Genomic DNA, 12,430 nt, shown 5'->3' on the forward strand with positions numbered 1-12,430 from the left:
TTGAACTGCTAATCGGAAGACCACGGGAGTGACTTTAGGCCTGCGGATGGTGCGCTCATATAGCCATTCTGGCAATATTTCGGGTGACCACTTCGACAGCCGCATCGACCTGTTCGTCACCGCCTACATGGAACTCCACATCACGGTCTCGGGCCGTCGCGATCTGGCTGGCCAGATCTACAAACAACTGCTCGCGGGTATCGTCGACGGGCGGCTCGCGGGTGGTACGCGGCTGCCGTCCACGCGCGATCTCGCGCTTCAGCTCGGCGTTTCGCGCAAGACGACGCTCGACGTGTTCGAACGGCTGCTAGCGGAAGGCTATCTCTGCGCGCGGCGCGGCTCGGGTACGTTTGTCGCCGAAGCGCTCGAACGTCTGCCCGCGCGTGAGCGCGGCCACCCCAATGCGCAGATCCGCGCCGCGACCGAAAGCGCTCGCGTGGCGAACGCGTCGCGTGCCGCACAGGCGCAACCGTGGTGGCAAGCGCAAGCGCAGGCTGTGCCGATGCCGCGTCCCGATGCGCGGCTTGCGTGCGATTTTGCGGGCGGGGTGACCGACAAGTCGCGCTTTCCCTTCGACGTCTGGCGGCGCTGCATTACCGACGCCCTGCGCGTTCAGGCGCGCGGCCTCGGCATGTACCGCGATCCAGCGGGCGAGGAGAAACTTCGACTCGCCGTGTCGCGCTACCTGGCGTTTAGTCGCGCAGTGCAGTGCAACTGGGAGGACGTGATCATCACGCAGGGCGCGCAGCATGCACTCGACCTGCTTGCGTGCGTGACGCTGCGTCCCGGCGACGTGGTTGCGGTGGAGGATCCGGGCTATCCGCCGGCACGCGTCGTGTTCGAGGCGCGTGGCGCGAAGGTAGTGTCCGTGCCGGTGGACGGCGAAGGTCTCGTTGTTGCCAGGCTGCCGGATGCGGCGCGCCTCGTCTACGTGACGCCGTCGCATCAGTTTCCGCTCGGCATGCCGATGAGCCTCGCGCGTCGCGTTGCGCTGCTCGAATGGGCGCAGGCGCGCGGCGCGGTCGTCGTCGAGGACGACTACGACTGCGAGTATCGCTTCGAAGGCCGCTCGCTTGAGCCGCTCAAGAGCCTCGACAACGCGGGGCTCGTCGCCTATGTCGGCTCGTTTTCGAAGACGATCTTTCCGGAGTTGCGCGTGGGCTACCTGGTGTCGCCCGCCATGCTCGCGGTACCGCTCGTGCGTGCGCGTCAGGTGGGCGACTGGCACGGCTGTGTGCTCACGCAGACTGCACTCGCGAACTTCATGCTCAACGGCCATTTCGCGCGGCACCTGCGTCGAATGCACCAGACGTATTCGGCGCGGCGCGAAAGGCTGCTGGCGCACTTGGGCGGTCCGCTTGCGCAGTGGCTCGAACCGGTGATGCCGAACACGGCGGGCCTGCACCTCGCGGCACGGCTCGACTCAACCGTCGACGAAACGGCACTCGTCGAGGCCGCGCGTGCGGCGTCGGTCGGGTTGCACCCGCTGGCGCCGTTTCATGTGAAGTCCCCTGTGCAACGGGGTTTTCTGTTCGGCTATGGCGGTGTCGACGTCGGACAGATCGATGCCGCGATGGCGTCGCTCGCGTCGCTGATGCGGTCGGGCTAACCGTCGAGCGTGCGCAAAACGCCATACGGTTGGAGTTTTTGCGATGAGTGCGGGCGGCAAGATGTCTCCCAGGCGGGATACCCGGGTATGCCGTGCGCACGTTTACCCCTGTAAACAGGCGTCAAAATGAGTACGGCAGTCAGCGCCGCGCAACAAATTTGCATTGGCGATGCAAAAGAGTCACGCAAAACGCTTGCACGCTTGTAGAATCCGCCGTTGAAGCACATGCATTCCGCGGTGCTTCGTCGATTCACTGACCAACACTGGTAGGAGAAACATGCCGACTTCCGCAAAGAAAGTGGCCAAAAAGGCAGCTGCCCCGGCCAAGAAGGTTGCCGCAAAGAAAGCGCCCGCCAAGACGGCTGCAGTTAAGAAGGTCGCCGTGAAGGCGTCCGGCGCCCCGTCGCCGATCAAGGACACCTTCACGAAGGCCTCGCTGGCTGCTCACGTCGCTGAGCGTGCAGGCGTCGAGCCGAAGGCCGCCAAGGCCGTCCTCGCCGCACTGGAAGACACGATCCTCGGTTCGGTCCACAAGAAGGGCGCTGGCGAATTCACGCTGTCCGGTCTTCTGAAGATCGTCGTGCAGGCCGTGCCGGCGAAGAAGAAGCGCTTCGGCAAGGATCCGTTCACGGGCGAAGAGCGCTGGTTCCCGGCCAAGCCGGCATCGGTGCGTATCAAGGCTCGTGCGCTGAAGAAGCTGAAGGACGCAGCCGCTGCCTGATTGCCAGGCGCCGCGGCCTTCGGGTTGCGGTGCACCTGAAGTACCCAGAAAATCCCCGCCGGTGTCATGCCCGCGGGGATTTTTCATGGGCGCTTGTTTCGCGATGTGCCGGACGGAAGGACGAACGCGCGAGATCTGCCGGAGGCGATCAACTCATACGAAAATGTTATGAGATGTTGTGCCGCATGTTTATACTGAATTTGTGCATAATTTGTGAATGTATACGCGGTGAGTTGCTAATGGCTTGACCGCGTCGAAAATATCCATTCTCAAATGTTATGACAACCGTCGATCTCCGCATTCGTCAAGTTGAAGCTTTTCGAGCCGTGATGCAGCAGCGCAGCGTGACACGGGCCGCCGAATCGCTGGGCGTCTCGCAACCGGCGGTCAGCCGTTTGCTGGCCGACTTCGAAGCGAGCGTCGGTTTTGCGCTATTCGCGCGCCGGCAAGGCCGGCTCGTTCCGACCGCCGAGGCCCACGTGCTGAACGAAGAAGTCGAGCGCGCGTTCATCGGACTCGAACGGGTGGCGCAGGCGGCGGGGCAGATTCGCGAGCGGCGGCGCGGAGCGTTGCGCATCGCTGGCACGTTCGATCTCGCCGCCGACTTCCTGCCAAGGGTGATCGCGTTGTTCGCCCGCGAGCACGATGGCGTCGATGTGTCACTGCTCGCGCTCGAACCGGCAGCTGTCGTCGAGCACGTCGGCGCGCAGCGCTGCGATCTTGGCTTCGTCGTGCCGTTGATCGCGCATCCTCAGGTGCGGCTGGAAGCGCTCGGACAATGGCCGATGCGGTGCATCGTGCCGCGCGGACACAGGCTCGCGCGCAAGCGCATCGTGACCGCCGCCGATTGTGCAGGCGAAGCGTTCGTCTCTTTTCTGAAGTTGAGTGAACCACGCACGAAGATCGACCGCATCTTTGCGGACAGCGGCGTGACGCGGCAAATGGGCGTCGAGGCGGCGCTTGCACAGTCGATTGTGGCGCTCGTGGAGGCGGGGGCGGGGATCGCGCTGGTCGATCCGTTGAGTGCCGCAGGCGCGGCGGCGCGCGTGGTGGTGAAACGGTTTTCGCCGGTGTTGCCGGAAACGGTTCACGTTGCGCGTCTTGCGGAGCAGTCGCAGTCGATGGTGGCCGATGCGTTCGTTCGTCACGTTGTGACGGTTCTGGGCCACCTGCGCTGATTTTAGCGTCTTATCGACGGTCTACGCGGGCAGAGCCGCACGGATCCAGCACTCGGGGCCGGCGCGAATGGGCGCGGCCATAAAAAAACCAGCCCTGGCTTGCGCCGAGGGCTGGCTGGTACAACGTGTGGTTTTTAGCGGCCACGCCGTTTTCACACAGCTGGAACCGGTCAGGGACCGGTTCCAGCACCGGGCCGAAGCCCGGCTGTGCCGTTCTATTAGAACTTGTGGCGGATACCGACGTTGACCAGCGTCTGGTTGTTCGACGCCGAGTCGATGCCGTACGAGCCGACCGATGCGCCGGCCGTCGTGCCAGCCGCTGCGCCCGGTTGCTGGCCGCTGGCGTGCTGATACGTTGCGACAGCGTAGAAGTCGGTGCGCTTCGAGACGCTGTAGTCTGCGCCGATGTTGATCTGGTTGTACGTGTTCGACGAGTCGCCCGAACCGTGCGTCCACGTGTAGCCGAGGCCAAGCAGGATTGCCGGGTTCAGCTGGTAGCCGAGATAGCCGCCGGCGACGTTGTAGCGCTGGGTCGACGTGAAGCCCGAGAGTGCGTCCGGCTTGTATTGGGCGTTGCTGTAACGTGCGGACATCGTGAACGGACCTGCGACGTACTGCGCAGCGATCTGGGCGATGCCGACCGAGCGAGCCGTGTCGTAGTGGCCGTTGACGTTGACCTGGCCGTTGAACACGCCGTCCGACGTCGTCGACGTCCAGCCCGTGCGGGCCACCGTCGTTGCAGCGTTGCTCTGCATCAGGTAGCCAGCGGCGACGTTGAACGAACCGATGCCGTACGTAGCTGCTGCACCCCAGGTCTGGCCCGAGCCGGTCGCGCCAGCGACGCCGCCCAGTGCGTACATGCCTGCGAACTGGAAGCCGTTCAGAACCGGCGAGGTGTACTTGACGACGTTGTTGAAGCGCGCGCTGTTGTCGTTGTTGTCGACGTCACCCGGGGTCGCGAACTGGCTGCCGAAGTAGCCGTCGCCGGTCAGGCCCTGAACGAGGTCGGTCGTCGTGTCGTACTGGCGGCCGAGGGTAACCACACCGTACTGGTCGGAGCTCAGGCCAACATACGCTTGACGGTTGAACAGCTTGCCAGCCACGGATTGCTTGCCGGTGTTGAGGCTAAAGCCGCTTTCCAACTGGAACACAGTCTTCAGGCCGCCACCCAGGTCTTCCGTGCCCTTCAGGCCCCAGCGGTTGCCCTGGAGGTTGCTGCCGCCCAGGCCAAACTGGTTCTTGTTGCCGGTGGGCGGGTTGGTGCCAGCCGGGCTGGTCGCCACGTTGTTCACGAACTGGACCGATTCGTCGATCAAACCGTAGAGGGTCACGCTGCTTTGTGCATGCGCCACGCCGGTGGCTGCCAGCATCGCCAGCGAGAGGGTCGAGAGTGCGACTCGTTTCATTCTGTTTACTCCACGCAGATGTTTAATTAGTTGTTGCGCGGTGGAGAATAACGTAGCACCTACAGACTTACGAAACGAAAATAAAAGACTGTCGCAAAAACCTGACACAAGACCGTAACCCCTTGTGTGACGGGGAATTGAGGGATTATTCGAAATTTCGCAATATTGGTTTGCTAACGCCGCATTATTGTTGTTTCTGATACAAACCAACGTCTGATCGCTTCCTGCTTCCTACCTGGCTGACGGACTGTCGGTCTGTCCGTCGGCCGGCTCGCTGCCGTGTGGTTCGCCGCGGCGCCGCCCGGCAGCCGTTGTCATGGCAATCGCTGCCCCGGCCGCGAGCAGCACTGAACGCCATGGATGACGCTTGATGTACCGGTCGGCAGCAACGACCGTGCGGCCGGCGTGGACCAGCGTCAGCGCCGCGGCATACGTCGCGCCGTCCTCCATCCTTTCTCCGGGCGTGCGCCGGGTTGACGGCACAGCGCCGTCACGCTGCGCCGACTGGATCATTGTTGCGCTGGCCGGTGCCGTGGCCTGCAGCGGCGTTTCCGACGGTGCGTCAATCTGTCCCGATGCGTTTGCCATATATATAGGCACTTCGCTGGCGCCAGCCACCGTGTTTCCGATCGGAACGGACGGGGCGGGGCCGGGGGCCGCCTGACGCTCGGGCGGTCGTGCAATAGTGGACGCGGCCAGTACCGACGCAAGCTTGGCGCGGCAGCCCGGCTGGGTTTGCGTGAGGAAGCCCCAGGCGCCGCGCGGGTCGTGCAGGCGAGCGCGGGCTGCCGCGAATTCCGCGCCGAGCAGCAGCACGGCGGCCGAAAAGTACAGCCACATCAGCAGCACGGCGAGCGAGCCTGCAGCGCCGAACGCCGTCGCCATGCCCGCGTGGGCGAGGTAGAACGCAAAGAGTTTCTTGCCGGTCGAAAAAAGCACTGCCGCGACGATTCCCCCTACCAGGGCGTGTCGCCAGTGCACCTTGGCGTCGGGGAGCAAATGCAGTAGCGCGGCGAACGCGATGGTCAGCACGATCAGTCCGATGGCGAGTTGAAACAGGTTTCCGATGATCAAAAAAGGCGAGTTGCCCCACAGCCATCGGCCGACGAACATGACGGCGGTATCGAGCACGAGCGAGACAATCAGCAGGAACGCCACGCCGAGCACTAGCGAAAACGAAACCAGCCGTGCCCGCATGAGCGAGAGGACGCTCGACGTGCGCGTTGCGTCGGGTGGCCACACGACGTTGAGTGCGGAATGCAGCGAGGAGAACGTCGCTGAGGCCCCGACCACGAGAATCGACAGCGAGATGATGGTCGCGATGCCGCTCGCGTTGCCTGCCCGATAGGCGTTCGCCAGGATTGTCGTGATAGCCGCTGCGGCGTCGTCGCCGAGTACCTTGTGCACCTGGTGGAAGAGTTCACCGCGCGCGGCATCGGCGCCAAAGAACCAGCCCGCCACGGCGATCACCATCACGAGCGTGGGTGCGAGCGAGAACGCTGAGTAGAACGCAATGCTCGCGGCCATCTCGGGGCAACGGTCGACGAAGAACTGGCGGCAGGCGCCGACGACCCAGGATGCTTCCTTGCGCGCGGCGGATTGCAGTCGTTCAGGTGAAAGCGTAGTAGCCATGATGTCCGTTCTGCGATCGGCCTTAACGGCGATCCGCAGCCGTATCGAGTAGCGCGGCGCGGGCTGGTTGCGGCGCAGCATCCCCCTTCAATTCATCTCAATATAGCAAGCGCAATTCCCGGCCGCACCGGCGGTGCGTGCCGGTGTCAGGTTCCGTGATCCGGCGCCGAAATCCGCATATACTTCTTTCACCCACAACTCGAATAGCCGAGGACACATCATGCTGCAAATGTCCCGGCGTCAGTTCCTCAAGGTCACGGCGACCTCACTGGCTGGTTCCAGTCTTGCGTTGATGGGCTTCGCGCCCGACACCGCACTCGCCGAAGTCCGACAATACAAACTGGCGCGTAGCACTGAAACCCGCAACACCTGTCCGTATTGCTCGGTCGGTTGCGGCATCCTGATGTACGGTCTCGGTGACGGCGCGAAAAACGTCACCACGAGCATCTTTCACATCGAGGGCGATCCCGATCACCCGGTCAATCGCGGCACGCTGTGCCCGAAGGGTGCGAGCCTGATCGACTTCATCCACAGCGAAAGCCGTCTCAAGTATCCCGAATATCGCGCGGCTGGGTCGAACGAGTGGAAACGCATTTCGTGGGACGAGGCGCTCGACCGCGTGGCGAAGCTGCTCAAGGAGGACCGCGACGCGAACTTCGTCGAGAAGACCGACGACGGCAAGACGGTCAACCGCTGGCTGACCACCGGCATGCTGGCCGCTTCGGCGGGCAGCAACGAGGTCGGGTATCTCACGCATAAAGTGGCCCGCAGCATGGGCCTTCTCGCGTTCGACAACCAGGCGCGTGTCTGACACGGCCCGACGGTGGCAGGTCTTGCCCCGACGTTTGGCCGTGGTGCGATGACGAACCATTGGGTCGATATTCGCAACGCGGACGTGATTCTGGTGATGGGCGGCAATGCGGCCGAGGCACATCCGTGCGGTTTCAAGTGGGTCACCGAGGCTAAAGCGCACCGCAAGGCGCGGCTGATCGTGGTCGATCCGCGCTTCACGCGCACGGCATCGGTGGCGGACTTCTACGTGCCGATCCGCAGCGGCACTGACATTGCGTTCCTTGGCGGCGTGATCAATTACCTGATCACGAACGACAAGATCCAGCACGAGTACGTGAAGAACTACACGGACTTTACGTTCATCGTACGCGACGATTTCGCCTTCAACGACGGCATTTTCTCCGGCTTCGATCCGCAGAAGAATTCGTATCCGGACAAGTCGTCGTGGAACTACGAGATCGGCGAAGACGGTTTCGTGAAGACCGACGAGACGCTGCAGAATCCGCGCTGCGTGTACAACCTCCTCAAGCAGCACTATTCGCGCTATACGCCCGAAATGGTGGAGAAGGTTTGCGGCACACCGAAGGACAAGTTCCTGAAGGTGTGCGAAATGCTCGGCAGCACCTCGGTGCCAGGGCGCGCGGGCACGATCATGTACGCGCTCGGCTGGACGCATCACTCGGTCGGCTCGCAGATGATTCGCTGCGGCGCGATGGTGCAATTGCTGCTCGGCAACATCGGAATCGCCGGTGGCGGCATGAATGCGCTGCGCGGCCACTCCAATATCCAGGGGCTCACCGATCTCGGGCTGATGTCGAATCTGCTGCCGGGCTACATGACGCTGCCGTCCGAAGCCGAGCAGGACTACGACGGCTACATCAAGAAGCGCGCGACGCAGCCGCTGCGGGCGAACCAGTTGAGCTACTGGCAGCACTACGGTGCATTCTTCGTCAGCTTCATGAAGTCGTGGTGGGGCGATAACGCGACGAAGGACAACAACTGGGGTTACGACTACCTGCCGAAGCTCGACAAGCCCTACGACCTGCTCCAGACCATCGAGCTTATGCAGCAGGGCAAGATAAACGGCTACATCTGCCAGGGCTTCAACGTAATGGCGTCGTCGCCGAGCAAGGCGAAGACCGTGGAAGCACTCGGCAAGCTGAAGTGGCTCGTCATCATGGACCCGCTCGCGACGGAGACGTCCGAGTTCTGGAAGAAGGTCGGCGACTTCAACGATGTCGATACAGCGTCGATCCAGACCGAAGTGTTCCGTTTGCCTACCACGTGTTTCGCGGAAGAAAACGGCTCGCTCGTCAGTTCGAGCCGAGTGCTGCAGTGGCACTGGAAGGGCGCCGAGCCGCCGGGCGAGGCGAGGAGCGATCTCGAGATCATGTCGGGTCTGTTCCTGCGCATGCGCGCCGCGTATCAGAAGGACGGCGGCAAGTATCCCGATCCGATCGTCAAGTTGAGCTGGCCGTACTCCAATCCGTCGAGCCCGACGCCCGAGGAAATCGCGAAGGAGTACAACGGCCGCGCGCTCGCGGACCAGGCCGACCCGAAGGACCCGACCAAGGTACTCGTGAAGAAGGGCGAACAGCTCGCGGGCTTTGCACAGCTGAAGGACGACGGGACCACGTCGAGCGGCTGCTGGATTTTCGCCGGCGCGTGGACCCAGGCGGGCAACCTGATGGGCCGGCGCGACAATGCCGATCCCACGGGTATCGGCCAGACGCTGAACTGGGCGTGGGCGTGGCCGGCGAACCGGCGCGTGCTGTATAACCGCGCGTCGTGCGATCCGGCCGGCAAGCCGTTCGACCCCACACGCAAGCTGATTGGCTGGAATGGCGCGACCTGGACCGGTGCGGACATACCCGACTTCAAGGCGGATGAGGATCCCGAACACGGCATGGGTCCGTTCATCATGAATCCGGAAGGCGTCGCGCGTTTCTTCGCACGCGACGGCATGAACGAAGGGCCGTTCCCCGAGCATTACGAGCCGTTCGAGACTCCGCTCGGCTACAACCCGTTCCATCCGAAGAATTCGCAGGCCACGAGCAATCCTGCCGCGCGCGTGTTCCCGAACGACCGCAAGACGTTCGGAACGGCGCAGTCGTTCCCGCACGTCGGAACCTCGTACCGGCTCACCGAGCATTTCCACTTCTGGACCAAGCACGCGCGCCTCAACGCGATCATCCAGCCGCAGCAGTTCGTCGAAATCGGCGAGGAGCTGGCGCAGGAAATCGGCGTGGCACGCGGCGATCGCGTGAAGGTGTCGAGCAATCGGGGCTACCTGATCGCAGTGGCCGTCGTGACGAAGCGCATTAAACCGCTCATGATCGACGGCAAAAAAGTGCACACGGTCGGCGTGCCGTTGCATTGGGGCTTCACGGGACTCACGAAACCGGGCTATCTGACGAATACGCTGACGCCGCCAGTCGGCGATGGCAATTCGCAGACGCCCGAGTTCAAGGCGTTCCTCGTGAAAGTGGAAAAGGCGTAGGGAGCGAGCCATGGCACTTCAATCACTCGACATCCTGCGCGTTTCCGCGACCACGACGCCGCCACCCGGCGTGCGTGAGCCGGCCGTGGACCAGGTGGCGAAACTCATCGACGTCACCAAGTGCATCGGTTGCAAGGCTTGCCAGACGGCGTGCATGGAGTGGAACGACCTGCGCGACGAGATCGGCGTCAACACGGGTGTCTACGACAATCCGCACGATCTCACGGAGCATTCGTGGACCGTGATGCGCTTCACGGAGTACGACAATCCGAACGGCAACCTCGAATGGCTGATCCGCAAGGACGGCTGCATGCATTGCGCGGATCCGGGTTGCCTCAAGGCGTGTCCGTCGCCGGGCGCGATCGTGCAGTACACGAACGGCATCGTCGATTTCCATGAGGAAAACTGCATCGGCTGTGGCTATTGCATCACCGGCTGCCCATTCAACATTCCCCGGCTGTCGAAAAAGGATCATCGCGTCTACAAGTGCACGCTCTGCTCGGACCGTGTCGCAGTGGGTCAGGAGCCCGCGTGCGTGAAGACCTGTCCCACCGGTGCGATCGTGTTCGGCACCAAGGAGGACATGCAACAGCACGCCGCCGAGCGCATCGTGGACCTGAAGGAGCGCGGCTTCGAGAACGCGGGCCTGTACGATCCGCCGGGCGTGGGCGGCACGCATGTGATGTACGTGCTGCATCACGCCGATCGGCCGTCGCTCTATCACGGTCTGCCGGACAATCCGCGCATCAGTCCGTTCGTGCAGTTGTGGAAGGGCGTGGCCAAGCCGATTGCGCTCGCGGGCATTGCGTTCGCGGCGCTGATGGGCTTCTTCCACTACGCCACGAATGGCCCGAACGAAGTGTCAGCCGAGGACGAAGAGGCGGCACGCGAGGAAGCGCGTCGCATCAAGGGAGAAACCGAGGAGCGCAACGATGAAAGATGAACCGAACCTGATCGTGCGTTACACCGAAGTCGAACGCGCCAATCACTGGATTACTGCTATTGCGTTCGTGCTGCTCGCGCTATCCGGTCTCTCGATGTTCCATCCAGCGATGTTCTGGCTCGCCGCCGTATTGGGGGGGGGGCAGTGGGTCCGCATACTGCATCCGTTCGTCGGCGTCGTGATGTTCGCGTCGTTCCTGGTTCTGGTGATGCGTTTCTGGCATCACAACTACCTCGACTCATCCGACGTCCAATGGCTCAAGCAGTACCGCGACGTGCTTGCCAACCGCGAGGAAAAACTGCCGGCGCCCGGCCGCTACAATGCGGGCCAGAAGCTGATATTCTTCACGTTGGTGGTTTGTCTCGTGTTGCTGTTCGCGAGCGGCATTGTGATCTGGCGGCGCTACTTCTCGTTCTATTTCCCGATCGAGGTCATCCGTCTCGCCTCGGTTGTGCACGCGCTGGTGGCGTTTGTTCTGATTATCGCCATCATCGTCCACGCGTATGCGGGATTCTGGGTGAAGGGTTCGCTCGGCGCGATGACGCGCGGCACGGTGACGTGGGGGTGGGCGAGGAAGCATCACCCGCGCTGGTTCCGCGAGAGCATCAAGTAACAGGCACGGCGCGTGCCGCCTCCTCCCGGGGCGGCCGCGCATGCGAGCAAGCTGCCGGCCCCGCAGGGCGCGGCGGCTTTTTTGTTCTGGAGACTATCTGTCGTGACGCAACGCATTCTCGATCCCGGTGAGATTCAGGCGCTCGATCCCTCGGCGATTCCGCGTATCCGTCTACCTGAGCGCACGACGCATTTTGCCGAGCGCGCCGCAAGGCTGCGCAAGTTAGCGGACCACAATCCGATTGGCGGATATGTGCGGCTGATGGCAGCACTCGTCGACGCACAGCACAATGCGCTGGAGCACTTGAGTGCGCAGATGCCGGCGCGTGACGCGATTGAGAACGCGCAACGCCATTCGATGCCGATCGTGCCCGCCCTGTCCAGTGAGCGCGATCCACAGTGGCGCGACGTGCTGCGCCGGCTGATCGACCGCGTCGAAGCGGCAGGTCCGATCACACCCGCGCTCGCCAAAGTGCTCGATACCGTGCGCGCAATGAGCGATGCAGAACTCGATACGCAAGCCGATGCGTTGCTCGCACAGCGCTACACCGAAATCGCACCCGCGACTGCGCCGTTCATCATGGCCGCGCTGCAGGTGGTCTGGACCGATCTCGCGAGCCGGCTCGACATAACGGATGTGCCCTACGTCGACGCGCCCGGCGTGTGCCCGGTGTGCGGCGTGCCGCCGGTTGCGAGCATCGTGCGCATCGGCGGCGCATTTCAGGGCTATCGCTACACGCAGTGCAGCCTGTGCGGCACCGAGGCGCACGTGGTGCGCGTGAAATGCACGAACTGCGATTCGACCAAAGGGATCGCCTATCACGGCATCGAAGGCGGCAGTGCTGCGCTGAAGGCCGAATCGTGCGACGAGTGCCACACGTACCGCAAGATCGGCTATCAGGAGAAGGATTTCGAATTCGAACCACTCGCCGACGATCTCGCGAGCCTCACGCTCGACCTTTTGATGAGCGATGCGGGTTACCAGCGCGCGAGCCCGAATCCGCTGTTGTGGCCGGAAGTGTCCGCCGATCAATAAG

The 12,430-nt window shown here is 63.0% G+C and carries 9 protein-coding genes; 7 read left to right on the plus strand and 2 right to left on the minus strand.

Annotated features, from left to right (window positions below):
* Nucleotides 1-127: 127 nt before the first annotated feature.
* The 3 genes from pdxR to D1Y85_RS03475 all read left to right on the plus strand — a co-directional run bounded on the left by pdxR (nucleotide 128) and on the right by D1Y85_RS03475 (nucleotide 3,508).
* The gene (pdxR, locus tag D1Y85_RS03460) at nucleotides 128-1,609 is read left to right on the plus strand and encodes a MocR-like pyridoxine biosynthesis transcription factor PdxR (RefSeq protein ID WP_124149858.1); all 1,482 of its coding nucleotides are present in this window, start codon (nucleotides 128-130) and stop codon (nucleotides 1,607-1,609) included.
* A gap of 277 nt (nucleotides 1,610-1,886) precedes the next feature.
* Nucleotides 1,887-2,330: an HU family DNA-binding protein gene (locus D1Y85_RS03470; RefSeq protein ID WP_124149643.1), complete on the plus strand. Its 444-nt coding sequence runs from the start codon at nucleotides 1,887-1,889 to the stop codon at nucleotides 2,328-2,330.
* A 278-nt stretch (nucleotides 2,331-2,608) separates the two neighbouring features.
* A complete protein-coding gene (locus D1Y85_RS03475; RefSeq protein WP_124149644.1) occupies nucleotides 2,609-3,508 on the plus strand; it encodes a LysR substrate-binding domain-containing protein in 900 nt (299 codons plus the stop codon).
* 218 nt (nucleotides 3,509-3,726) lie between these two features.
* Here D1Y85_RS03475 and D1Y85_RS03480 read toward each other — a convergent pair whose 3' ends face one another.
* A complete protein-coding gene (locus D1Y85_RS03480; RefSeq protein ID WP_124149645.1) occupies nucleotides 3,727-4,914 on the minus strand; it encodes a porin in 1,188 nt (395 codons plus the stop codon).
* A gap of 231 nt (nucleotides 4,915-5,145) precedes the next feature.
* Complete coding sequence (locus tag D1Y85_RS03485; RefSeq protein ID WP_124149859.1) at nucleotides 5,146-6,549, minus strand: YihY/virulence factor BrkB family protein; 1,404 nt, start codon at nucleotides 6,547-6,549, stop codon at nucleotides 5,146-5,148.
* Nucleotides 6,550-6,766: 217 nt separating this feature from the next.
* Between D1Y85_RS03485 and fdnG the strand changes: the two genes are divergently transcribed.
* From fdnG to fdhE, 4 genes are all read left to right on the plus strand, one after another.
* Nucleotides 6,767-9,838 carry a formate dehydrogenase-N subunit alpha gene (fdnG, locus tag D1Y85_RS03495; protein ID WP_148089143.1) on the plus strand — a complete coding sequence of 1,024 codons (3,072 nt, stop codon included), beginning with the start codon at nucleotides 6,767-6,769 and terminating at the stop codon, nucleotides 9,836-9,838.
* 10 nt (nucleotides 9,839-9,848) lie between these two features.
* The gene (fdxH, locus tag D1Y85_RS03500; protein WP_124149648.1) at nucleotides 9,849-10,781 is read left to right on the plus strand and encodes a formate dehydrogenase subunit beta; all 933 of its coding nucleotides are present in this window, start codon (nucleotides 9,849-9,851) and stop codon (nucleotides 10,779-10,781) included.
* Nucleotides 10,771-11,394: a formate dehydrogenase subunit gamma gene (locus D1Y85_RS03505; RefSeq protein ID WP_124149649.1), complete on the plus strand. Its 624-nt coding sequence runs from the start codon at nucleotides 10,771-10,773 to the stop codon at nucleotides 11,392-11,394. The genes fdxH and D1Y85_RS03505 overlap by 11 nt, the downstream gene beginning before the upstream one ends.
* A 102-nt stretch (nucleotides 11,395-11,496) precedes the next feature.
* The gene (gene fdhE / locus D1Y85_RS03510) at nucleotides 11,497-12,429 is read left to right on the plus strand and encodes a formate dehydrogenase accessory protein FdhE (protein WP_124149650.1); all 933 of its coding nucleotides are present in this window, start codon (nucleotides 11,497-11,499) and stop codon (nucleotides 12,427-12,429) included.
* Nucleotide 12,430 lies beyond the last annotated feature (1 nt).

The sequence above is a fragment of the Paraburkholderia dinghuensis genome (assembly GCF_003837865.1).
Classification (GTDB): Bacteria; Pseudomonadota; Gammaproteobacteria; order Burkholderiales; family Burkholderiaceae; genus Paraburkholderia; species Paraburkholderia dinghuensis.

Coding starts and splice junctions, on each gene's coding strand:
- pdxR (WP_124149858.1), top strand. CDS start 128: ATGGAACTCCACATCACGGTCTCGGGCCGTCGCGATCTGGCTGGCCAG.
- D1Y85_RS03470 (WP_124149643.1), top strand. CDS start 1,887: ATGCCGACTTCCGCAAAGAAAGTGGCCAAAAAGGCAGCTGCCCCGGCC.
- D1Y85_RS03475 (WP_124149644.1), top strand. CDS start 2,609: ATGACAACCGTCGATCTCCGCATTCGTCAAGTTGAAGCTTTTCGAGCC.
- D1Y85_RS03480 (WP_124149645.1), bottom strand. CDS start 4,914: ATGAAACGAGTCGCACTCTCGACCCTCTCGCTGGCGATGCTGGCAGCC.
- fdxH (WP_124149648.1), top strand. CDS start 9,849: ATGGCACTTCAATCACTCGACATCCTGCGCGTTTCCGCGACCACGACG.
- D1Y85_RS03505 (WP_124149649.1), top strand. CDS start 10,771: ATGAAAGATGAACCGAACCTGATCGTGCGTTACACCGAAGTCGAACGC.